Below are 25686 nucleotides of genomic sequence, written 5' to 3'. Positions count from 1 at the left end.
AGCCGTTGCCTTACTTTACACGCAATTCTCATGAAATCGTATTTCTTAAAGCCTTTAGTTTTATGCATCCTTAGCGGCGTCCTGCTGCTGAGTTGTGCAGATACTACCGATTCGGAATCTGTGGCAGAAGCCCCGGCAGCCTATTACACCGACTGGTCCCATTACCTCGGCGACCCAGGAAGGTCCCACTTTTCCACTTTAAACGAATTTACCCGGGAAAATATCGCGGAATTGAAGCCGGTCTGGAGTTTCGAAAGTCCGGATTGGGGGCAAATGCAAATGAATCCGTTGGTGGTAGACACCTTGTTGTTTGGGGTTAGTGCAGCAATGCGCCCTTTTGCACTCGACGCCAGAAGTGGGGAATTGCAATGGATTCATGGCGACACCCTAAGGGCCTGGTACGCCACGAGCCGCGGAGTGAGTTACTGGTCCGATGGCAGTGATCGGCGAATATTCTTTACCCGGGGAGAACAGCTTATAGCCTTAGACGCCCTTACCGGCACCCCCATTCCCACATTCGGCGAGAATGGGCAGGTTGATCTGCGTTCCGGACTCCCCTCCTGGGCCCGGGACCGCTTCGTTTCCTCCACAACACCGGGAACGATATTCAAAGACTTGATTGTGATGCCGCTACGCGTTGGTGAAGGAGCCGGGGCAGCCCCGGGAAACATCCTCGCATTTGACGTTAGAACCGGGGAGGTGAAATGGCGATTTAATACCCTTCCTGAACCCGGTGGTCCGGGAAGCGAGACCTGGGAGGACCAGGATGCCCTGCAGGGATCCGTGGTGGGCGGAGCCAACAACTGGGCGGGTATGGCGCTTGATGCCCAACGGGAAATCCTCTATGTGCCAACGGGTTCCGCCGCCCCTGATTTTTATGGCGGCGTTCGCCTGGGCCAAAACCTGTTTGCCAACACCCTTTTAGCCCTGGATGCCAACACCGGAGAACGCCTATGGCACTTTCAGTTTACGCACCACGACATTTGGGATCGGGATCCTCCTGCCCCACCAAACCTTTTGACCGTTGTCCGCGACGGAAAAGAGATCCCGGCTGTAGCACAGGTAACGAAACAGGGTTTTATTTTCCTCTTTGATCGCCGGGATGGTACCCCGCTTTTTGAGATAGAGGAGGTACCCGTCCCCCCTTCGAAACTACCCGGAGAATCGGCCTGGACTACACAGCCAAAGCCCGTAAAACCCGAGCCCTTTGCGCGGCAGGCGCAGGATTTAACCGAAAATGACATTAGCCCGTATGCCCCAAACCAGGAAGAACTCCTGCATCAGTTTCAAAATGCAGACCGACGTTGGTACGCCCCGCCATCTACTGAACCCGTATTCCTGCTACCGGGATACGATGGCGCCGCCGAATGGGGTGGTGCAGCTGCAGATCCCAATCGTGGAATCCTTTATGTTAACTCCAATGAAATGGCCTGGTTTCTCCAGCTAGACGAAACCGAAGATGTTTCTGAGCTTTCCCCTGGGGAACAGCTTTACCGGGTACACTGTGCCATTTGCCACCAGCCCGATCGTTCCGGGGTTCCGGAAAGTGGTTATCCGGACCTCCGAGCACTGGGAGAACGGATGAATCAGGAGGGGCTTGAAACCCTTATTGTAGGCGGTAAGGGAATGATGCCAGGATTTCCTCATATCGACAGCTTATCGCGAATTGCCCTGGGAGAATTCCTCCTGGAAACCGAATCAAAAGGGGCGGAAAGCGCCGAAAAACAAGAGGTGGTAGACGCTGGCCCGAACCTGAATGCACAAGTACCCTATCAACACCGGGGTTATCACAAATTTTTAGATGCCAATGGCCTGCCGGGTATAAATCCCCCTTGGGGCACCTTGCATGCTGTGGACATGAATTCCGGGGAATATCTATGGCAAATCCCCCTGGGAGATACCGAAAGTCTGAAAGCGGAAGGGCAGCCTCCGACCGGAACGGAAAACTACGGGGGGCCGGTAATCACCGAAAACGGCCTGCTCTTTATCGCCGCAACCAAAGATGGCTATTTCCGGGTATTTGATCGCGATTCTGGTGCCCTGTTGTGGGAGTATAAATTACCGGCTCCCGCTTTCGCCACCCCTGCGCTCTACACTTCAGGTGGCAAGCAATTTATTGTACTGGCTTGCGGAGGTGAAAAGCTGGGCACACCCAAGGGAAATACCATCCTTGCTTTTGGCCTGGAATAAGCCCAAAATTCTGCCTAAATAAGCTGATTTCCAGCCCTATAAAGTAATGTTAATTGCAAGCAGATTCTTGCATATGTCCTTGTTTTTTGTATTTTATTAGCTATGATCAAAATAGAAAAACAAGAAAACGAAGCATTGCTGGAACAATCCGTCCAGCACTTGGAATCCCGGGGATTCGACAACATCAAAGCAGACATGGAAGGGTATGAAAGCCCTAAATCCTACATCAAACAAAGCACTGGAAAGGCAGTAACCCCGGACATTACAGCGACAAAAAACGGGCGAAAGTATTTATTCGATATTAGCCTGAAATCGGAAAAACCAACCTTGTTAAAATCCAAATGGTTACTTCTGGACACCTTGAGCAGACTCCGTAGTAACCGGTTCCGCATCATTACCTTCCGCGGGCATTATAAATTCACCAATACCCTCTTACAGGAGTTGAATTTAGGGAACAAGGAGCTGATCAAGATTACCTGATCAGTACCTGCGCATCATTGCGATGTGTGGGATATCATCTTCCAGATACGGTTCGCCATAGGCGTGAAATTCCAGGGATTCATAGAACTCCCTGAGGTAGCCCTGTGCCGATAAGTGAATACTTTCGCAGCCCAAATGTTCCTGCGCAGTTTCCATGGATTTGAGCATCAGCTCCCGCCCAGAACCAGCTCCCCGATGCTGGGGGTCAACGACTACCCTTCCGATACTGCAATCGGCTCCATCCTTACCGGGAGTCAAGATGCGGGTATATGCCACTAAATTCCCGGCATCAAACCCCAAAACGTGCAGGGCCTCTTGATCTTTGCCGTCCGGATCCAGATAAGGACATTCCTGTTCCACTACAAAAACCGCGGCCCTCAGCTGTAATATCAGATAAACCTCCTGGGGGGTAAGGGATTCAAATTGGGCTACCTTATATTCCATAGTCAGTCCTGTACAATGAGTTGTTTGCTGTCGCATTTCCCGAATTCGGGCTGGATATTAACATGATTGATGCCAAATTTCTGATAAACTTCCCGCTCGATCTGTTCCAAAATCGCATCGAATTGAGATAGCAGGATATCCTCCTTAAAATCAATATGCGCTTCGAGATGTACCTCATCCTCATTGAGCTGCCAGATATGCACATGATGCACGTTCTTAACGGGCTCTATAGCCATAATACTGGCCTCAATCTCCCGAACCTGTATGCTGTCGGGGGTAAAGAGCATAAGAACGCGGGTAGAAGTCTTCAATAAAGCATACCCCACATAGACCAGATACAATGCTATGAGAATGGTAAGCAGAGGGTCCACCCAGAACCACTGAAAGTAATAAATGGCCAGCCCGCCGGCCAGCACAGCAATGGAAGCGAGCATATCCGTAAACAAATGCAGATAGGCCGAACGCATGTTCATGTTGCGATCTGCATCCTTCCGTAATAACCAAACACTGAAACCGTTTGCTGCAATACCCAATAAAGACAGCCAGATCACGGTTGTCGCATGGATACCCTCAGGGCTCAACAAGCGCTCAATGGCCTCTTTTATTAAAATAATGGCTACGATGATTAAGGAAGCAGCGTTGACAAAAGCGGCGATTATTTCCGCTCGCTTGTATCCAAAAGTTTTGTTTGTCGAAGCTTCCTTGTGTGAAATTTTATGAGCAAAAAAGCTGATAATCAAAGAAATAACATCGCTAAAATTATGCAGTGCATCGGAGAGTAGTGCCAGGCTTCCCGACAACAACCCACCGATCACCTGTGCCACCGTAATGGCGATATTCAACAAGATGGTAACCAGCAAATTCCTGCCGTGAACCGGCGGATGATGATGTCCGTGATGGTGGTGGTGTGCCATGTCCCGTATGCCGGGTTTACCAAAAAAGTCTAGTAACAGGGAATCTTTTCGATTCTGCGCTGGTGCCTTCCTCCTTCAAATGGGGTATTCAAAAATGTTTTGACCATTTCCAATACCTGTGAAATAGCCGTAAAGCGAGCGGGTATACAGAGGATGTTCGCGTTATTGTGCTCCCGTGCCAGGGAAACCAGTTCATTATTCCAACAAAGTGCCGCCCGAATTTCCTGGTGCTTATTAGCCGTCATACAAGCACCATTGCCCGAACCACAAATAACAATCCCTATAGCAGCTTCCCCCGAAGCCACATCTGTTGCGACGGGATGGATAAAATCAGGATAATCCACGCTATCAGTGCCATCGGTACCGTAATTGTTAATTTCGATATCCATGGATTTTAATAACCCAATTATCGCTAGCTTATAATCTGTTCCGGCGTGATCATTTCCTATGGCAACTTTCATAATTGGGTTTTTAACTCCCCTTAAAGGTACAAATGCCCGGGGAAGATTCCGAATGAAAACCACCCGATAAGCACTCCCTTTTAATATGTTACCAAATTGTTAGGAAAATATCAATAACTCTTGATAAGTAGGCCGGTCTGATTCTGAATATTTTTTGCACTAGATAAACTAATTATAAAAGTCAAGTCCTGCTTTCCAGAATTTATGCGCTCGGAATTGACATTGAATTGCAAGTAATGAACAGCTGTTTCAGGAGGAACTTATCCATAATTTCAGACCATCCGATTTTATCAACACTGTGGATATTTAATTTATACGTCTGAAAGCGAGTAGCTTGATATCCACAGCGATGTTGAATTCTTTTTGATTACTGTAAAAACAAATTTCGAAGTCAGTATTTATACCGCTATTCACAAGCAATAATCATATCCAAAACTCTTTCTTTTTAAAAGTTAAAGTATATATGATATACTATATGTTGTGAATAAAAGGTTTTCGGTCTGAGCTAGAGGACTCCCCGGGAATATTATTTGTAATTTGCATTGAAATCAACCCTGAATGTCGAAAAAGAAAAAGCGCGCAAGGAATCAGCGCATTAATGAATTAACCAAAGGGATATTTACCGTACTCGAGCAAAAGCCGAATCAGAGCTTTAACTACAAACAGATTGGCGCTCAATTAGGGATCGATGATACTGAAGGCAGAAACCTGCTTATAAAAAGGCTCGAAGAACTCAAAAAGAAAAAGCGGATCCTGGAATCTTCCAGGGGGAAGTTTAAAGCACTTTACGTACCGGATACCTATACAGGGAAGGTCGATATGAATTCCCAGGGGAATGCCTATATCACCGTCGAGGATTTGGACGAGGATATCTTCGTTAGCAATCCCAATCTCAACCGGGCTTTTCATGGCGACGAGGTCGAGGTACAACTCTTTCAGAAACAGCGCGGTAGCCGCCCCGAAGGAAAAATTGTAGCTATTGTCAAGCGGCGGAAGACCCAGTTTGTCGGGATAGTGGATTTGTATAAATCTTTTGCTTTTGTGCGTCCTACAGACAATCGGATGTATACCGATTTTTTTGTTCCCTTGGAAGATTTGGGCGGTGCAGGACACCGGCAGAAGGTTATCGTTGAATACCTGAAATGGCCCGATAAAGCCGATTCCCCCTATGCGCGGATAACCGAGGTCTTGGGTAATCCCGGGGAGCATGATACCGAAATTCACGCAATCCTCGCAGAGTATGGGCTGCCTTATGAATTCCCTTCAGAAGTTCAGCATTATGCCAATTCCCTGGATACCCGCATCCACGATCACGAGGTAGCCAAACGCAGGGACATGCGATCTACCCTGACCTTTACTATTGACCCTAAGGATGCCAAGGATTTTGATGATGCCTTATCCTTTCGGGAACTGGAGGAAGGTGGATATGAAATAGGTATTCATATTGCAGATGTGGCTCACTATTTAAAACCGGACAGCATTCTGGATGAAGAAGCTTATGAGCGGGCAACTTCCGTCTATCTTGTAGACCGGGTAGTTCCCATGTTGCCGGAAGTGCTGTCTAACAATGCCTGTTCCCTCAGGCCTCATGAAGATAAATTCACCTTTTCAGCGGTATTTGTACTGGATCAGGAGGCGCGGCTTACCAAACAATGGTTTGGCCGGACGGTTACCCATTCCGATGAGCGTTTTGCCTATGAGGAAGCGCAGCATATCATCGAGACCGGAAGCGGTAAGATCCCGGAAAAAATTTCGATTCGGGAAGGGGCCTACCAGGTGAGCGATGCGGTAGTTAACGCTGTAGTTACCCTGGATAAATTGGCTAAGATCATGCGTGAGAAGCGCATGGATCAGGGAGCGATCTCTTTTGATAAAGTAGAGGTTAAGTTCAATCTAAGCGAGGATAATGAGCCAACCGGGGTCTATTTTAAGGAGAGCAAGGATGCCAATAAGCTCATCGAAGAATTTATGTTGCTCGCCAATCGCAAAGTAGCTGAGTTTATAGGCAAACAACGCCCTGAGAAGACGTTTGTCTACCGTATCCACGATCAACCCGATGAAGACAAACTTATGGTGCTTAACGGCATTGTAAAGCGATTTGGGCACCAACTGAACTTCAGGAATAAAAAAGCCCTCAATAGCAGTTTAAATAAGTTGCTTGAGGACGTAAAAGGGCAGAAGGAGCAAAACCTGGTCGACACCCTGGCCATTCGAAGCATGAGCAAGGCAGAATATAATACCCAGAATATCGGGCACTATGGGCTCGCCTTTGACTACTATACGCATTTTACATCTCCCATAAGGCGCTATCCCGATGTTATGGTGCATCGACTCCTCGACCATTACCTGAATAATGGCAAATCCCCTGATGCCAGGGCGTACCAGGAAAAATGTAAACATAGCTCGGAGATGGAAAGCCTTGCGGCCAGTGCCGAACGGGATTCGATAAAATACATGCAGATCAAGTTCATGGCCGATCATAAGGACGCGGTTTTCAAAGGAGTAATATCCGGGGTTACAGAATGGGGGATCTATGTGGAGATTATCGAAAACAAATGTGAGGGAATGGTCCGGATCAGGGATATAAAAGATGATTATTATACCTTTGATGAAAGGCAGTACGCCCTTATTGGCGAGCGAAAAGGTAAAATCTATCAGTTGGGCCAGGAAGTTGAGGTAATGGTAAAGAATACCGACCTGATCAAACGCCACCTGGACTTTACGTTGATAGGAAAGGCTTAATTAGTGGTAATACCAAGGATTTCAGGTATGCGGGAAATCGGTTTAAGCATCTTGTTTTTATGGCTATTGGGGCCATGCCCTGCTGAGGCATTAGCCCAGGGTGGAGAAATCACCCGTACCGTAGAAGTATTTTCTGAAATTAAGGTCTACGATGGTATTTCCGTTAAACTCATTCCATCCGATAAGAACCAGGTTGTTATACGCGGGGAGGATACCGATAAAGTTGCTGTTGTCAATACCAATGGTATCTTGAAAATTCGCATGCAAATCACCCGGATTTTCAGTGGATATCGAACCTATGTAGATCTTTACTACAACAGTCCGCTCAAGGTTATTGACGTCAATGAGGACGCCCTGGTCACCTCTGACAAAGTGCTCAAACAGGAAGTCCTGGAAGTAAAAGCCCAGGAAGGCGGCGAAATTCGGATTTCTGCCGAGGTTACCCAGTTTTTGGTCAAGGCTGTTTCAGGAGGAATGATAACCGCTTCGGGCAGCTCCGCCAACCAGGACGTGCAGATCAATACAGGAGGAATCTATAAAGGCAGCAAATTCGCTACCGGATTTTGTACCGTAAACGTAAATGCGGGCTCTACCGCGGAAATCAACGCACGGGATTATGTGAAGGCGGTGGTTAAGGCAGGTGGAAAAGTCCTTGTTTACGGCGACCCCGATAAGATGGAGGAAAAAACAGTTTTTGGCGGAACGATTAAACGGATGTAGTTTACCGTGATCTGGAACGATATACAGGCGGCAATTCCACTGGGCTTCTTTTTGAGCTTTATGATTGGGCCTGTTTTTTTTGTGTTGCTCGAAACCAGTGCCACCCGGGGTTTTCGTGCAGCGTTGGTCTTGGACCTGGGTGTGGTTCTGGCCGATATCCTCTTTTTAACCATCGCTTATTTTTCCAGCCAGAAACTACTCGAAAACCTAAGCAACCAACCCGGCTTGTACATTTTTGGAGGGGTTATCCTGGTTGTCTATGGAGTAACTACCATTTTTCGCCGGGAGGATAAACAAGACAATCCCCAAATACAAACGCGCTCTGCAGATTACCTCGGATTATTCATCAAAGGATTCCTATTGAATTTTATCAATATCGGGGTCCTGGTCTTTTGGCTGGGGGTAATCATCATTGTTGGCCCGAGTTTGGAGAATCAACCCAACCGCATCATCATTTTCTTTTCGGCCATGTTAGGGGCGTACCTCTTTATGGACATCCTCAAAATACTGCTGGCCAAACAACTGCGCAGAAAGCTTACACGGCGCCGGATCCACTGGGTAAAAAAATGCCTCGGGGTGCTGTTGGTGATTTGTGGGGTGGTTTTGATTGTAAAGGGCTTTCTTCCCAAGGACCGGCTTTCCATAGAGCAGGGCATCGAGATGATATCGGAATAAAAAAACCCCGGGAACTCCCAGGGTTTTTCTTGAGGCATCGAGCGGATTCGAACCGCTGTACAAGCTTTTGCAGAGCTGTGCCTAGCCACTCGGCCACGATGCCTTAATGCGCGTCAAAGGTAGTATTTTTTCGAAGTTTCGTAAAACTTATTCCCGTATCGATTCCAGGCAAACGGTTACTTGCTGGACGTCTCCTCCAATGGGAGGATTAATCTTGGAAACGCAAATATTACAGGAATCCACCGGAGGCAATTCCTCCAGGACGCGATCCAGGATTCGCTTGGCCACAGTCTCAATGAGTTTGGTTCTTCGCGCCATTTCCTCCCGGATTATTCGCTGCAGATGAACGTAATCTACAGTATCCTGTAACTGATCGCTAACCGATGCCTTGCTCAGGTCCGCATGAACCTCGAGATCGACCCGATAGTCCGATCCGATCATTTCTTCCTCCTTTAAACAGCCGTGGAAGCCGTACAGGCGGACATTTTCAAGTTTGATGATTCCCATTGGGGCGAAACTTTTTGCAAAGCTAGCCCAAATTTCCTAGTAAGTACAACGACAGTTACTGATTCCCTGGAAGAGGTCCATCCCGACCGTTACAACGTGGGTACCATAACTGTAAGCCAGGATGTCATTGAGGATTATCTGGAAGGAATAACCGAAATAGAAGTTACTTTTCTTTAAACCGGCGAAAGGCGCGATATACAGCGGCTTTCCAATCTGGTCGTTCAGGAAGCGGTAGTTGATTCCCCCGTAATAGTAGTCTTCAAAATCATAGAGGCGTACCTTAACGTTAAGGTCCGTTTCTGACCGTCCGTCACTTTCGAACAACTTATAAAGCACAGAAGGTTCTATTTCTACACGGCTATTCTTGTTTTTAGAATAGCGGTAGCCGATATAGGCGTAATAGTTACGCAGTTCGTTGGGCTCGAAAGTAGGATTAAAGGTGGTCAGGTTCTTGTCTAACAGGTTCGAGGCATTGACGCTCACATAAAACTTGTTATAGCGGTACATAATCCCGATATCGAAGTTGTGGTTGCTGGTGGAGCGGTCGTCGGTTACACTGGGGTCATTTGCGGGTAACCCTGTGGCCTCCCGGAACTCCTCAATATCGATTCGGAACTGGTTAAAGTTGTACGAGATCCCAAACGAAAGAAATTCGTCTTCGTACCGATCAAGCGTCAGGTGGTGCGCAAAAGACAATCGGGCACCCTGCTGTCGGGTATATCCATTACTATCGTTATAGAGGAAAATACCCAGCCCCGACTTGTTTCCGATTCGGGCGTCTGCTGCCAGGGATTGTGTTTGCGGGGCATCTTTAATCCCCACCCACTGGCTCAGACCGTTGAGCCGCACCTTAACGTGGTCTCCAATACCCGCATAGGTGGGAGCCAGTACAAAGGGGTTATCCGCCAAATACTGAGAGAGCTGGGGGGAATTTAATTCCTGGGCACCTGCCCTGAAAAATCCCAGCACTATTGCGATAAAAATCAGTCTCCTCAGCATGTTTCTTCAGTTATATTTTAACGGTAAAGGGTAAAGTGTCCGACAAACTCACGGTCGTCCCGTTCACCATTGAGCTTGATTACATACCAGTAATCTCCGGTTGGCATATCCGCACCATTATAGGTGCCGTCCCAACCTGGGCCATTGCGTCGAACTTCGGCCACCACTCTACCATAACGATCATATATTTTGATTAGTATTTCCGGGAAGCCCTCCATGTTGTTAGGTATCCAGAAATCGTTGTTATTATCGCCATCAGGGGTGAAATAGTTCGGGATTTCGATGTCTATGAATTCCATGAATATCGAAGCCTCTGCAACACATCCGTTCTGATCGATTACCTGTACCACATAGGTACCGGTTTCCGCGATATAGTAGGTGTTGTCCTCCCCGTTATCATCTCCATTGAAAATGAAGGTATACGGCGCTACACCGCCGGTGGCTGTAGCGGTTATCTCATTGATGTTGAACTGGTCCAGGGTAAGAGTTAGCGGTTCAAAATCCTCGATCTCAAAATCAATGGTCAGGACGCAGCCGTTACTGTGCGATATGGCCAGATAATGCGGACCTGGTGCGAGATTGGTGAAATCTGCATCGAGTTGCATGTCTGCTGGATCTGTAGAATCCAGGGCATACATCACCTGATCGCTTACCGACGGATCTTCCAGAATAACTTCCAGATAGTTGTCCGGGATGTTTCCGGTACATTCATATATCGGTGTTACCGTTGCATTCAGGTTAACCCCAGGAGCAACCTCCACGATCACATTGGTTTCACAACCCTGAGCATCGCGCACAAAGATCACATAGGTGCCCGAGGCAAGTCCCGTAAAGCTGGTCTGACCCGGTACAAAGTCTGCATCTGCATTGGAATTAAAGGCCGTCGCATAAGGTGCAGTTCCCCCGGTAATTACCACATCTATAGATCCATCCGCATTGCCTTCGCATACCTCCGGTAAAACCGTGTAGTCTACCTGAAGCGGTGCAGGTTCGGAAATCGTAAACTGGAAGGTTATAAAACATCCATTCTCATCCTGTGCGATAACATCGTACACACCAGCCGCCAGCTCATCGAATACATTTTCATCGTCGAATTGGTTGAGGTTCGGGGAAATGGCATAGAGGATCTGACCGGTTCCGCCACTAACCTCAACGATGATGCTTCCATCTTCTTCTCCCGCACAAGTCACATCGGTGAATTCCTCCCGATCGATTTGCAGGGGTGCAGGCTCAGTAACGATAAGTTCGCTGGAAACTTCCTCGCAATCCTGGCTGGTAACCCGGATCCAGTAGCTTCCCACGCCCAGATTCGGGAAAGTCCCTGAGGCCTGGGGCCCTGTAATCAGGCTGGTCAGCCCCGCATCTCCGTAGAGCTCGTACTGATAGCCTCCAAGCCCGCCGGTTGCGGTAGCCATCAGGGAAGCCGTCATTTCACCGGTACAATTGACAAAAGCGGCGCTCATATCAATATCCAGCATCAGCGGTTGTACGGGCTCAATACTTACCTGGTTGCTGAGGTTTGCCTCACAACCCTGGGCGTCACGCACATAGAATTGGTATACACCATCTGTTACGCTGAAGGTGTGGTTGTCCCCGCCAGACATTGGGGAATAGAGTACGCCATCGGTACTGAATTCGTAAGGAGCGGTTCCCCCGGTAGCGGTCAATAATAACGCTGCATCCGTTGTACAGGTAAGCATGGCCGTCTGGATCAGGTTGGAGGCCACCTCACTGGGTTCTGAAATGGACACCTGCGGCGTTTCAATGTCGCAGTTCCATCCATCCGAAATGGTGATACTATACACCCCTGAACCCAGTCCGGTGAATACCGGGCTGCTTTGGAATCCGGACACAAATTGAACAGTTGTGCCGCTGGAGTCGTAATAATTCAGGCTAAACTGATAACTTCCTGAACCGCCGGTAACCCCGGTTGCTGTTACAACTGCATTGGTGTCCCCATAACAGGCAAGCGTTGTAGGCGTGGCATTGATCCCAGCCGAAATTGGGGCTGGAGGAAGCATATCAAGGGTTGTCGGATGCGTATATACACATCCCCCGGCATCCGTAATGGACAGGGTATAGGTTCCCGCAGCAAGACCTGAAAACACCTGAGACTGTACCCCATTTGCGGTGTAGGTTTGCGTAGTGGTGGTATTGGTCAGCACGATATCATACGGGGCAAATCCTCCTGATGGATCTACTAGGATTTCACCCATGTCATTGGTACAAGTGACATCCGCAATTTGGCTGAATACTGCCGAAATAGGCATATCAGGGGAAGCAATGGTCACGATGCCTGTGTCTTCAGTACAGAAAGGGGCTCCGGTTTCCGTGATGCGCACGAAATAGTTTCCACCACTCAAGCCAGTAATGGTGAGGGGGTTGGTAGCGGTATTGGCGCTTCCGGTTATACCTGTGGTTGTTCCGCCAGCATCAAAAACTTCATAGTCATAAGCACCGCTGTATCCGCTAATATTCAGGGAAAGCGAGCCGTTGGTGTCCCCGAAACAGGTCACCGGCGTAAGCGGGCTAAGGCTGGCCTGAATCAGGTCGTATGGAGCAATGTCGTAAGGAGCCGTAGTGACGTAACATCCGGTTGCATTATCCGTAACCCGGAATACATAGCTTCCCGGCACATTAAGCTCATATACCGCCGTGGTATTCGTAGGAGTACTGATAAGGGTACCATCGGGACTGCCTAGTGGCAGTAATTCGAAAGTATAGGTGTTGGCCGGGTTACCATCGTCGGTTACGCTTACGGTAACTTGCTCCGGATTTGCACAACTAATGGCAATATCCTGACTAACGGTTGCATTAAAGGTGTTCAGCGGCTCCAGGGTAACAAAATCCGTAGCGACACACCCATTCGCGTCGCGCACGTAGACATTAATCGTTTGGGTTACCCCAGTGTCGGACACTTCGAAAGTGTTGGAGCTTTGGAAATTTATATTGTCGATACTGTACAGGTACGGCGTAGTACCTCCGCTTCCGGGAACGAATACCGTTACCGTGGATGTGGTGACAGAATTGTCGGCGGCACAGGCAAATGGAGTTGCCGTTGCACTGGCGTTAAGCACAGCAGGCTCGGTAACAGCCTGGACAACAGTAGCTTCGCAGTTACGTCCCGACAACACCCTTACCGTGTAGTTGTCTGCAACCAATCCCGTAAACAGTGGGTTACTTTGAGGACCAGCGACCAAGGCCATACCTCCATCGTACAACTCATAGGTGTAAGGCGGATTATCCTGACCCGGATCCAAGGTTACAGTTATGGATCCATCGGCACCTCCGAAACAACTAACATCTACAGCGGAAGTGGTGAAGGCGACAGGCGTAGGAGCTTCAAGCATCACCGGCGCCTGGGCGTCACAGCCAGATCCTGAGGTATCGTAAATGATGGCGGTATAATTGCCCGGGGCAAGGCCTGAGAATACATTAGAAGCCTGTGGCACCCCACCAATTACACTAACCCCTCCATTATCTAGAAGGTCGTAGGTGTATGCACCCGATCCACCACTTGCCGTTACGGTAATCTCCCCGTCATTCAGCAGACAAGAAGGCTGAATCGTCGGTTGTGCGGAGATACCAAGAGGAGGCAGGATATCGATAGTATCCGTGGCCAAACAACCGTTGGCATCCCGGATGGTTACGGTATAAGTGCCCGGGGCAAATACAGTGAAGGTCGGGGAGGCCTGGAAGCCGGCACCCACACTATAAGACAGCGGCGCAATTCCGGTCCCTGTTACTGTAAATGTGTAGGAGGTACCATCGGAAGTACATTGGTCGGCAGCATAAGGTGGTGCTGTAACTGTTGGCAGCGGATCTTCATCCACGGTTACGGTAATCATGTCCGCACATCCATTGCTGTCCAGGACATAGACGTCATAGTCGGCAGGGTAGGTAGCCGGGCTAAGAACAGCAGTTGCGCTTGGCGTATAATCTCCTGCAACCGGAATGCTGCCGTTGGGCACAAAGGCATAGGTGTAGCCGGGAGTTCCCCCATTGGCTGCGACCGTAACTTCTGCTCCGGCATTACAGTTTGCATTGGTATTGCTGACCAGCGCCAGGCTAACTGGCGTTGGTGGCGATAGAATGGTTACCGTGTTGGTAAGCGCATCACAGAATGGCGTGTCTGTGGCAATAACCTCAACATAGTAATTCCCACCGGTAAGACCCCCGATAACTCTCGGGTTCACAGAGGTGTCTGTAGGAACAACCGCGGAAACTGGAGTTCCAGCCCCATCGAATACCTGATAGGTGTAATTCCCTGTATAGTTATTTACCTGTACACTGATCTCGCCTGTGGCATCGCCGAAACAGCTGACCGGCGTAACAGCTGTTGCAACCGCTTCGATCAGGTCATAGGGAGCCACAGTATAGGGCAAGGTGGTAAAATAACACCCGGTAACGTTATCGGTAACCCGGAAGGAATAGTCTCCCGGACTGCTCAGGTTGAAATCTGCAGTAAATACCCCGGCACCTGGAGATTGCGTGGCCACTGTTCCCAGCGGGAGCAGATCAAAATCGAAATCTCCGGAACCACCGGTAACCGTGATTCGCACTACCTCGTCATTGGTACAGGTAATGGCAGTAACCTGACTTACAACTGCATCTGTAATTTCTGGCAAAGGATTTATACTGATGGCATCGGTAGCTTCGCATCCGTTCGCATCCCGGACAGTTAGCGTAAAGTTTTGTATTACCCCGGTATCTGTGATATCAAAGGTGTTGGTGGAGGTAAAGTTTGTTCCATCAATACTGTAGAGGTAAGGAGCTGTTCCCCCTCCTGCAGTTACGGTTATCGTAGCCTGATTCACAGAATTATCCGGGGCACAGGCAAAGTCAGTAGCCACTGCACTTGCAGTCACAGCGGCAGGTTCTGCTACAGTTGCTGGCTCGTCGGTACTACATCCTCTTCCGGAAGTTACGCGAACAATGTAGTCGTCTGCGGTAAGTCCGGTGAATACCGGGCTGGATTGTACGCCACTTTGCGGGATCAGGCCGGTGTTGTCGAAGAGCTGATAGGTGTAGGGAGGATTATCCATTCCCGGATCCAGCACGGCTTCGATGATCCCGTCAGCACCTCCGTTACAGCTCACGTCCGTTACGATATTGGAGAATGCTACCAAGGTAGGCACATCGAGTACAAGGCTTGAGCTGGCCCCACAGCCGGTGGCCAGGGTGTCATAGACAAAGGCGGTATAGGAGCCTGGAGCCAATCCGGTAAACAGAGGCGAAGCTTGTGGCCCACCAGTTACGCTAACCCCACCGAGGAATAATTCGTAAGTATAGACGCTGGAACCACCATAGGCAGTCAGCAAAATTTGTCCATCATTCAAGGCACAAGAAGGCTGTACCAGGGCTTCGGCCGAAAGGTCTGAAGGTGGATAGATGTCCAGGGAAACGAGGTTTCCACAACCGTTCGAGTCCCGCACTTCAACAGTATGGGTGCCTGAGCTGATACCGGTAAACACGAAGGTATCTCCGGCATTAACCAGGGTTGAAGCCTGGAATGCGCCTCCATCAAGGCTCAATCTGTAAGGACCTACCCCAGCATTGTCAAGGGTTACGGTAATCTCGAAATTACCTTCGGTTGCAGCACATTGGTTCGCTACAATAGAGATTACCGGTTCGGGATCCGCCACAATGGTTATGTCCAGGGGAGGTGTCATACACCCATTGGCGTCGAGCGCATAGGCATCCCATTGGGTATTGACTGCAGGGTCCAATTCGGCATAGCTGCTGGCCGTAAAATCTCCGGGAACTGGGGCTACCCCGTCCTCGACGAAGGCGTATGTAAAGCCTCCGGCGCCTCCGGTAGCTTGTACGGTTACCTGGGCATCGTCAATACAGTTCCCATTGTTTTGATCCACAATATTGAAGCTGATAGGCGATGGCTCCAGTATGCGGAAATCATAGGTGTTTGAACAGAACGGACTCGTCGCTTCCTGGAAGAACAATACGTAATCTCCCGGAGGCAGGTTGGTGACCGTTTCCAGTGGCGTTGGTCCTCCGGCAGGCCCGGTAACACTCCCGGCAAAACCGGTTGGGTTGTTGGTGAGGGCCTCGAGGATCTGATAGTCTACTGTGGTTACCGTACCGTCGAAATTCTGGAACTGGAAGGCAATGCTTCCGTTGTTATCCCCAAAGCAAGTGGCATCAGTCACTGTAGGCGTGGGTACGACTTCTATCCCGGAAAGCGTCGGGATGGTGACTTCGATATAACTGCTACATAGGGTGATATTATCAATCGCCTCGAAGATATACGTCTGGCCAGGGTTTAATGCGAGGAAGGTAGCCTGCTCTTCCAGCACGCCAGGACCAGCAGTTTCTGAATCCGGGGCAGTCCCAGGACCATAGATGCTAAAACTGTAATCTCCTGATCCACCATCGGCCGAGACGGTAACACTTCCACCTGTAATACAATCCGGCGGAGGCACTGAGGTTTCCAGGCTCAGGAACGGATTCGCACGCACACGAACCGGATTCTGATAGAACTCACATCCGTTGGCATCGATGATGCGGATATAGTAATCCCCGAAAGCTAGCCCGTCGAAAGTGGCGGTGGTGGAAGCCGTGTTTACAATAGGGTTGGATCCGGTAACCGGAACGATATTGTTTAATTGGTCGTACAGCGTATAGGTAAAGTTTGCAGTACCGCCGCTGATAATCGATATATCGATACGCCCGGGAACGTCACCCCCTCCGGGAGTGCCGCTACAGCTCACATCGGTTACAGTAATGCTGGCATCGAATAAGGCCGGATCAGTCAGTACTGCTGTATCGGTAAAGGTACACCCGCGCGCATCGCGTACGGTATAGTTATAGGTTCCTGCGGCCAATCCCGAATACACGGTCTGGTTGGAAAAGCCCGCTCCATCGAAGTCTACCTGGTAAGGGGCTTCCCCGAAATTCGGATCGATATTGATTTCTACGATTCCGTTGGCATCCCCAAAACAAGTGGGGTCTATAATGGTTTCCGTTGCCTGTGGAAAAACGATTGGCGTAACCGTTACAGTATTGGTGACTCCCACACAACCCTGGCTGTCTGTAATCCGGAATTGATAGTCGCCGGAAGTAGTTGTGGTATACGGGAAGCCGCCGGCATAGGGCGTGAACCCGCCTCCATTGAACTGGACTTCGTAGGTGTACGGGGCATATCCCCCATTTACGGTTACGTCCAGAATAGCGTCCGGAGATACCGTACAATCTACGTCCTTGGTCAGAACGGCATTACCCGTAAGCTGAGGTTCTATTATTTGGGCAACGGTATCGCTACACCCATTACTGTCTGTAACGGTGAAGGTATAGTTTCCGGGAACCAGTCCGGCAAAGGTGTTTGAAGCCTGAGAGGCACCGCCGTTCACGCTATATGTATATGGCGCAAGTCCGCCGCTGGCTCCAATGACCACAGTGGCACCTGTTGCGGCATCATAACAGAGGTCAGAAGTCGCATCGATGCTGGCAACCGGGTTGGCCGGGGCGGCCAGCACAAAAGTATCCGTTGCTATACATCCGTTGGCATCTGCTACTGTGATGGTGTACGTCCCCAACTGCGTCAAGCCGGTAAAGGTAGCCGAAGCCTGAGGGCCAAGGACCGAGGTGTCGGGTTGTTCCAGTTGGTAGCTGTAGGCGCCCCACCCGCCAGTGGCGTTGATGGTTACTGCACCGTCCGAAACACAGGTAATCGGCGTAGTGGTAAAGGTAAATGCTAAAGCCATGGCAGGCTCACTCACGGTTACCACATCGGTGTCCGTACAGTTGGTGGTTTCGTCAGTTACCACCACTGTATAGTTTCCGGCTATAAGACCGGTTAGGTTAATAACAGCAGCGCTTTGTCCGGTTACGGCAGCTCCGCCATTAACGGTATAGGAATAGGTGGAAGCAAATCCGCTTACGGCGAAATCTGCAGCACCGTCGTTTCCACCAACACAGCTTACATTGCTCACCAGCGTACCGGCCACATCGATTGGGGTAACCGGAAGGATCGTAAAGCTTTCCTGATAAGAACAGCCATTGGCATCCGTGACCTGGAAGGTATAGGTGTTGGGGCTGAGGTTGGTAAACAGGTTGTTGTTTCCATTATTTACCGCTGCAGGAGCTAGTATCTCATAAGTTATCGCGCCTGTACCTCCGGTAACGGTCAGCGTAACATCCGAAACTTCTGCCGGACAATTCGGAGCCGTTGCTGCGAAGCTAATATCTGTAGGCGGATCCAGCGGATCAATGGTCACGGGAGCGGTGGTAAATGTACATCCGGAGGCATCCTGAACGGTAATGGTATAGGTGCCGTCTGTTAGCCCGGTAAATGTATCTGAACCAGCGAAATTTACACCGTCAATGCTATAGGAATACGGGGCGGTTCCACCGGTAACGTTTTGCGCCTGGATGCTGCCATCCTGCAGGCAGGTGTATGCCTGAACCAGGACTGCATCTGCAGCTATCGGAGCGGGTTCGGATAAGGTAACGGTGTCGGTATACTGGCAGCCTTTGGAATCTTGTACAACATAGGTGTAAGTTCCTGCAGCCAAGGCACTGTATACGGTTTGAGAACTGAATGCAGACCCGTCGAAACTTACCTCATAGGGAGCTGTTCCGAAGTTGGGATCAATGGTTATTGTCACGCTGCCGTCAGCGCCCCCATTACAGCTTGGGTCTACTGGTGTGTGGGTAGCAACCGGATTGGTTATAGGGTCTACCACTACGGTTACATCTGTGGTACATCCTTCGCTGTCAGTAATGGTAAAAACGTAGGTGTCGTCGGTGGTCGCGGTATAAGTAAATGCATTGCCAGTAACCGCTGTTGGGCCGCTTCCATTTACCGTATAGCTGAATGGGGCTGCGCCACCAGCAATGGTAACGTCAATGATTGCGTCCGGACTTACCGAGCAATCCAATTCTTTGGTAAGGACTCCGGTAGCAGTGAGTTGAGGAGCAATCGCTACGGCGGTAGAACTCGCGGTACAGCCGTTGAGGTCGGTCACTACTACGGTGTAGCTGCCAGGCCCAAGGTTGTCAAAAGTGTTGCTGGTTTGGGTAGGCCCGCCATTGAGGCTGTAGTTATACGGAGGAAGGCCCCCGGAAGCATTTGCGGTTAAGGATACGCCTCCACTCGGATCGTAACACAGATCAGTAACCGGATCCAGTGTTACTGTTGGGTTCGTTGGAGCGGAAAGGGTAAAGGTGTCGGTTTCCACACAGCCATTGGCATCGGTAACCTCAACGGTATAGGCACCCAATTGGGTAAGGCTGGTGAAAGTTGGGCTGCCCTGTGGCCCTACAACAGAAGCGTCCGGTTGAATAAGTTGATAGCTATAGCTTCCCCATCCCCCACTGGCTGAAATGGTTACGGAACCGTCATCCGTACAGGTGGGTTGGGTAACACTTAAGGTAAAGGCCAGCGCGGCGGCTGGAGCGTCAATGACCACTGTAGCAGTGTCCGTGCAGTTGGTATCTGTATCGGTTACGGTAATATCGTAGCTTCCCGCAGGGAGCCCGGTAAGGTTTATGGTTCCATTGGTCTCGGCCGTTCCGGAGAAAGTCGCCGGTCCGGTAACAGCATAATCGTATGAGGTAGCGAAGCCGCTTACCGTATAGGTTGCCTCTCCATCGGCGCCTCCCAGACAGCTAACAGGCGATACCGGGGTGCCGGTAACTGTGATCGGAGTAATTGGGGCTATGGTATAATTTTCCTGGTAGGTACAGCCATTGACATCGGTTACCTGGAAGGTATATGTGTCTGGCGCCAGCCCATTAAAAGTGGCGCTATTGCCTGCACTGCTGCTGGCAGCTATAGCCGCAGGAGCAATAATTTCAATCGTAAACGGCGCGGTTCCATTGACAACGGTTGCCGTTACATCAGCGGTTAATCCAGGGCAGGTAACCTGGGTTTGGGTAAAAGTAAAATCGTCTGGTAAATCTAGCGGATCGATAGTGATCGGAGCCGTGGTGAATACACACCCGTTAGCATCCCGAACAGCGATGGTGTAAGTGCCGTCGGTAAGCCCGGTAAAAGTGTCGGAAGCCGCAAAATTGATCCCATCAATACTGTACTCATAAGGCGCCGTACCCCCGGTCACATTTTGAGCCTGTATAATAGCATCCTGCAGACAGGTGTAGGCCTGGGTTTGCACGGCATCAGCGGTTACGGCGCTTGCCGGACCACCAATGGTAAAGGTTTCTGTAAAATCACAGGTGTCCGTACCGTTGGTTTGTGTCAGCACCAGGCTGTAATTCCCCTGTCCCAGTCCGGAGAATACACCTGAGGTATTCGTCGCTGTACTGGAGTCCGGATAGGTAAGGGTATAGGAAACGGAGTACCCGTTGAAATTGGTCACGTTTACTTCGAATTGCCCGTCGGCAAGCCCTAAACAAGACTCATCGGTTGCAGTTGTGGTGTATTCAACCGCAGGAGCAACAGCGATGGTAACGATGTTGGAAAGGGCAAAACAGTTACTCCCATCAACGACGATAAATTGGTAATCGCCTTCTTCCCCATTGGTGAAATAAAATTCTTCGGTATCCTGAAAGGCAGTTGCAGGAATATCCCCCACGGTGGCGTAGAGGTCTGTGCCATTTACGTTCCAGACGGCATAGAGATAATCGGGATTCGGGAACCCTCCTGAGCCGCTTACAGTGATGATGCCATCGGTACAATCGATAGATTTCGTGGTCACCGCGGTCACCGCAAGGTCAGATACGTCAAGGATTTCGACTTGTTCTGTATGCAAACAACCATCGTCGGTAGTAACTCGCACGTCATAGATGCCCGCATTTAGATTGTCAAATGAGTAATTGTTGTCCAAACTCGGACCAAAGGTGTCTACGATGGTTCCACCCTGGGAAATCTCGTAATAGTATTGCGGCTCAACATCTAGAACCGAAATATCAATGGATCCCAGGCCGTTACAATCGACATTGGAGGCTACGACATCGACCTGGAAATCCCGGGCCAGAACACCGATATTCTCCAGATAAAAAACACACCCGTCTACAACACCAACCTGACGCATTTCTACGGTATATGCCCCGTTGGTAGCAATGTCAAAGCTAGGCCCGTTTCCGGCGCTGTAAGGCACCAGGACGGCACCGCTTACGGCATCTACCAGCTGATACTCGTAGTCGGCCGGCATGTTGGTTACCGTAATGTTCCCCGGAGTGGCACAGATAATGTCTGTGACGTTGTATTGTGGGTTGAGGGGATTCTTGAAAATGTTAAAATAGAAACGGGTAAAACACCCATTCTGGTAGTTTATCACCACCCGGTATTCTCCGGCATCGGAAGCCAGAAAGTCGTTACCGGTATCGACCTGATTCCAGGTACAGGCAGAATTCAGGTTGGCACAATCGTCGCCGGAGTCCGCACAACTCGCTTCGTCGAGTTGTTCCCAGGAAATGCTCGTGGCGTCCGGGATGTTGATCTGGATCAGTTCCGTATCGTTCAAACCACAAAGGAAAATCTTGGGCAACAGACTTCCGTCATTAGGACAGGTAACTACCTCACCTTCAACGGTATTCGTGGTATCGTTGATCAGGGTAATGATCGGGTTGATCTGTGTTGATCCAGGCAGTGTTACATTGATGATTTCCTGAAATCCTTTACACGGATCCGCAACAATCTTATCGACGATGTACTGTCCGGTGTCGGTTACCAGCAGCGTGCTGGGGTCATTATCAGGATCGCCATCCGTAATTACCGTATCCCCGGCATCGATCAGGCCATCATTGTTATTGTCGATATACCAGACGTAGGAATCAAAATTATCTCCGGCATCCAGCACCACACTGGTACCGCAGAGCTCGACATCCCTTGAAAAATCACAGTTTTCCAGGTCGTCCAGCAGGAAGTTTGTGGCTCCCGGAACAACAAAACCACAGGTATTAAATTCGGTAACACTGGGATCATCGGAAATTTGTGCCGTATTCAATACGCCCCGGTAGGTGGAATATGCCAGGTTTTGGATCAGGTCTGTACAGGCGTCGATAAAATCGAAACAGTTTTCAGCCACCTGAACCCGCATACGAATCGAATAGGCGGGATCTGCCACTTCGACCAGGTTGTCGGGAATGCTGAAAATCACTTCCCGGGTACCCGGGTTATAGGTATAGGTTACCCCGGGCGGAAGGTCCATATTAGACTCGTCCAGCGTAACATTTATCGGTAGAATATCGCGGATAACGTATTGGGTGGCATCGTCATTTCCGATGTTCTCAAAGGTGAGCACATAGTCGAGTAATTGCCCCAGGTTTACCCCGGCTCCGGTTATGTCGTTTCCGGCAATATCTTCGACCCGTTTTTCAAGCACAATATTGGGCTCGATGATCTCGACATTGAAGGAGTTAAAAATGGGGTAGTATTGGTCTCCGTTAGAGGTAAACCGGAAGGTGGCGGCGGTTTCATCGTTGGGAATTACCGAGTTTAAAGGGTTGTTCAGGATGAACATATCGGTGTCATACCCCAGGGTGTTTACACTGTTGGGGTTACGCGCGGTAACCACGGTTCCGTCCTCAGTGATATTACTGTTGAAAAAGTTCGATGCGGGATTGGCGGCATTGCTGATTGTTGTAAAGCCTCCGTTACTGGCGGCACGGATGCGCATGCGGTCTCCGGTAATTCGGTTATCCCCTTCCAGGGCAATCGCTCCGATATCCGCAATTACAGGACCTGCCGGAATGGTGTTGAAACCGTTGTAAGCGATATCTACCGATGGGTTGGCGCTCCTAACGCGAGCGAAACCATCGAAGGTTGTTATGAGCTTACCGGTCAGGGTAGGGTTTTCATAGGCAATAACGAGTGTCCATCCTCCTGCCGCTCCTCCACCAGGGGAAAGGGAGCCGACAACAGAGCGAATGTTAGCCACGGTGTATTCCCCCTGAGGATCAGCAAGCGCGGTAACCAAAGCCGTTACGTCCGCGTAACAGGCGTAGGGGCTATTCTGGCGCATCGAAGATTCTGTACTTGTAAAACCATCGTACAGGATTTCATCGGCCGTAATGTCTACATAGGCGCCTCCCGGAACCCGTAATCGCACCTGATTGAAGTCGTTTTGCCGGTTTGTACCTACGGCTTGCCCGGCCTGTTCACTGGGGTAGGTCGCCGACCAGTATAGCCCGGCATATCGGACCAGGTTACAATTGGGGTCGGGATAGGTAAAGGTCGCTGAACTGGAGCTAAACGTACTGGGATCGGAGTCGACATCGATATATTGCATATCGAGCCAGTCGTTATAGGTAGAGGAATTCCCGGTAATATTATATGGATCTTCCGGATCTGCCGAACCGGTTTCCCGGTTAACAATGTTATTGGCAATAAAAGTCAGGTCTCCCCGGAGATTTGCCTGATAGCGAATGTCAAAGGAGTTGTATTCCTGTGCAAAGCCGCTGAATGTGGTCAGCATTAAGGCGGCCAGCAAGTACCAAAGTTTGGTTGGCTTCATTAAGCGATCAGGTTTGGTGTCACACGCATGATCCACATTTTCTGGTCATAGGTGTTATTGAGCTTGGAGTAGTAAGAAATCAGCGCATTATTCCAGGAATCGTGGCGTTTCAAATACACATAGCGGTAGTTATTTTCAGGGTTGATGAAATAGCTTGCGCTAAGTCCAAGGCTGTTGAGATATCGCACAAAACGGGTTGCATTTCGCGGCTTGGCAAATACATTGGCGATGATGTAAAAGCCTGAGCCGGATCCGTTATTGATCAGTTGGCGGTTAGACGGGTCCTGAGCAGCTAGCACATCTTGCTGTACTACATTCTTACGCAGGGCGGTGGCGTCATAGCGATCGTCCTGATCCTGAGTATTTATGTTGTCCCGTCGGGATTGGGGCGTAGTGGTCGCCAGATCGCGATTTTCATAAGGACTGGTGACATTCATTACCCAAAGCTGTCCGTCGTAAGCGCCATTAAGGCTACTTAGTACAGCTGTTTCGGCGTCTTCCCAGGTATCCAGTTTTTTGAGGTATACATACTTCAAACCGTTATTTGGGTTGTCGATATAATCGGCCTCAAAGCCCTGTGCACGCATCTGGTCGACGAATTTGTTGAGATAGGCCTCGCCCTTATAGACATTAGCGACAACGTAATACCCCTGGGCAACATCCTGTAAATCCCGGAATTCGCGGCGTTTTACCGGCTTAGGATTTACTTGTTGTGCCGTACGGGTCACATCTTGTTGTTGCGGTTCGCGAACAACCGGATTGGCAGCGGCCAATCGGTCGTTAGCCGCAGGGTCAGCAGCGACTTGATTCTCTTCAACAGTCTGGTTTTCCGTAGCGGCAACCGCTTCTGTACCGGAAGGTATAATCGTTTCTTCAGTTGGGGAAACAGCAGTCTTATCGTTGTTAACGAAATACGTTTCCCGCGCCCGGGCCTCAAGGTCAGGACGCTCTCCATTGGTTTCCTGCCGCACCATCCGCATGACCATCTCAAAGCGTCGCTCCAGATCGGCCTGACGGTTCGATTCCAGGGAATCCTGACGGAACATCAATTCCGCAAGGATGGCATCGTTTTCGGCCAGACGCCGCTTAAGCTCGGCAATTTCAATGTCCTTCTCGTCCTGAGTCAGGCTCTCGGGATTGTTTTGAGCGAGCTCTTCCTGATAGTTGTCTTCCAGCATTACCCGATCCTCAGTGAGGTTCGGGGTAAAGGAATAGGCAAAGGATACTTCATGGGTGACCCCAAAATTGTCCAGGTCACTGGAAAGTCCCTTTTCCATAGTATATCCAATGGAAACTCTGCGGTTAATATTAAAACCGATACCAGCAGAAGCCCCGTAAAAGCTGTCGTAACCTCCCTGCAACCATCCGATTTTTGGAAGGTCAAGAATGAGGTTTCCTCCAAGGACAAAGTCATCCCCCACTTTACGAGTACGCGCCAGCGGCATTAATCGACCGCCCTCAAAGAGACCGGAAGTATTGTCGAACTGGTGGGTATACTGCAAGTGACCCGAGAATGTCTTCTCGGAGAATTCTGTGATTTGCTCGCTGGTCTTCAGGTTGTAATCAAAAAGATTTTCTGCGTACATCCCGAAGTCAAAGGCGCCATACGACAGGTTAAAACCTGGCTGGAAGGTCAGAAAGGATCCATCCTGAAACCCGCTTAAAAACGGATCAACTTCCACTGGATTGGCGCGGGACTCATCGAATCCACTATTGTAGTACGACAAGTTGGCACCAAAGGTGAAATTGCTTTTGTCGCTTAGCTTAACACCGTAGGCATAGTTTGCCAGTACCCCGTAGTTGCTGAGCGTACCGAATTGCTGGGTATAAAGACTCAGTCCGAGTCCGGCCCGATCCCCAATACGACCGCTGTAACTCAGGAAGTACATCTGCCGGTTATCATCAAAAGATACCGCTTGGTTTCTATGCAGCAAATTGATATAACTCTTATCCTCCCGAACCGTCGAAAAGGTCGGGTTTATAAGGAACCGGTTAAATTTCAACAGGTTCTGTGAGGGTACATCATAGGCAATAAAGGGATTCTCCTCCTGCGCCTGCATAGCGGGCAGCAAGGAAAAAACAGCCAGGATGAAGAGTATCAGTTTGCGGTTCATGGGT

General features: G+C 49.8%; 12 protein-coding genes and 1 tRNA gene. 5 read left to right on the top strand and 8 right to left on the bottom strand.

Annotated elements, in window-relative coordinates:
• Positions 1 to 30 precede the first annotated feature (30 nt).
• Positions 31 to 2190: a pyrroloquinoline quinone-dependent dehydrogenase gene (locus tag BM318_RS05820; RefSeq protein WP_092981427.1), complete on the top strand. Its 2160-nt coding sequence runs from the start codon at positions 31 to 33 to the stop codon at positions 2188 to 2190.
• Between the two features lie 102 nt (positions 2191 to 2292).
• Positions 2293 to 2670, top strand: coding sequence for a hypothetical protein (locus BM318_RS05815; RefSeq protein ID WP_092981426.1), 378 nt, complete (start codon positions 2293 to 2295; stop codon positions 2668 to 2670).
• Here the strand turns inward: BM318_RS05815 and BM318_RS05810 are convergent, their stop codons facing one another.
• Genes BM318_RS05810 through BM318_RS05800 form a run of 3 tightly spaced genes read right to left on the bottom strand, consistent with a single transcriptional unit; the run spans position 2671 to position 4489 of the window.
• A complete protein-coding gene (locus BM318_RS05810) occupies positions 2671 to 3114 on the bottom strand; it encodes a GNAT family N-acetyltransferase (protein ID WP_092981425.1) in 444 nt (147 codons plus the stop codon). It lies immediately after the preceding gene.
• A gap of 2 nt (positions 3115 to 3116) precedes the next feature.
• Positions 3117 to 4028 (bottom strand): cation diffusion facilitator family transporter, encoded by a 912-nt coding sequence (locus BM318_RS05805; protein WP_092981423.1) that lies wholly within the window; start codon positions 4026 to 4028, stop codon positions 3117 to 3119.
• A gap of 29 nt (positions 4029 to 4057) precedes the next feature.
• On the bottom strand, positions 4058 to 4489 hold the full coding sequence (locus tag BM318_RS05800) for an RpiB/LacA/LacB family sugar-phosphate isomerase (protein ID WP_092981422.1): 432 nt from the start codon (positions 4487 to 4489) through the stop codon (positions 4058 to 4060).
• A 558-nt stretch (positions 4490 to 5047) separates the two neighbouring features.
• Here BM318_RS05800 and rnr point away from each other — a divergent pair.
• From rnr to BM318_RS05785, 3 genes are read left to right on the top strand one after another with little or no spacing between them, the layout of a single operon-like run.
• Positions 5048 to 7231: a ribonuclease R gene (gene rnr, locus BM318_RS05795; protein WP_092981420.1), complete on the top strand. Its 2184-nt coding sequence runs from the start codon at positions 5048 to 5050 to the stop codon at positions 7229 to 7231.
• 27 nt (positions 7232 to 7258) lie between these two features.
• Entirely contained in the window at positions 7259 to 7951 is a 693-nt protein-coding gene (locus BM318_RS05790; RefSeq protein WP_092981419.1) for a head GIN domain-containing protein, read from the top strand.
• A gap of 9 nt (positions 7952 to 7960) precedes the next feature.
• Positions 7961 to 8626, top strand: coding sequence for a LysE family translocator (locus tag BM318_RS05785; protein ID WP_092982092.1), 666 nt, complete (start codon positions 7961 to 7963; stop codon positions 8624 to 8626).
• A 32-nt stretch (positions 8627 to 8658) separates the two neighbouring features.
• Here BM318_RS05785 and BM318_RS05780 read toward each other — a convergent pair.
• The 5 genes from BM318_RS05780 to BM318_RS05760 form a co-directional block, all read right to left on the bottom strand.
• Positions 8659 to 8729, bottom strand: a tRNA-Cys gene (locus BM318_RS05780).
• Positions 8730 to 8773: 44 nt separating this feature from the next.
• Positions 8774 to 9133: a dihydroneopterin aldolase gene (gene folB, locus BM318_RS05775; RefSeq protein ID WP_092981418.1), complete on the bottom strand. Its 360-nt coding sequence runs from the start codon at positions 9131 to 9133 to the stop codon at positions 8774 to 8776.
• A 36-nt stretch (positions 9134 to 9169) separates the two neighbouring features.
• A complete protein-coding gene (locus tag BM318_RS05770) occupies positions 9170 to 10132 on the bottom strand; it encodes a PorP/SprF family type IX secretion system membrane protein (RefSeq protein WP_092981417.1) in 963 nt (320 codons plus the stop codon).
• A 17-nt stretch (positions 10133 to 10149) separates the two neighbouring features.
• Positions 10150 to 23568 (bottom strand): T9SS type B sorting domain-containing protein, encoded by a 13419-nt coding sequence (locus BM318_RS05765; protein ID WP_092981416.1) that lies wholly within the window; start codon positions 23566 to 23568, stop codon positions 10150 to 10152.
• On the bottom strand, positions 23568 to 25682 hold the full coding sequence (locus tag BM318_RS05760; protein WP_092981414.1) for a PorP/SprF family type IX secretion system membrane protein: 2115 nt from the start codon (positions 25680 to 25682) through the stop codon (positions 23568 to 23570). The genes BM318_RS05765 and BM318_RS05760 overlap by 1 nt, the downstream gene beginning before the upstream one ends.
• Positions 25683 to 25686: the final 4 nt, after the last annotated feature.

This window comes from Robiginitalea myxolifaciens (genome assembly GCF_900115205.1).
In the GTDB taxonomy this organism is placed as follows: Bacteria; Bacteroidota; Bacteroidia; order Flavobacteriales; family Flavobacteriaceae; genus Robiginitalea; species Robiginitalea myxolifaciens.
The sequence above is the reverse complement of the archived record's forward strand: the minus strand, read 5'-3'. Positions and strand labels throughout refer to the sequence as shown.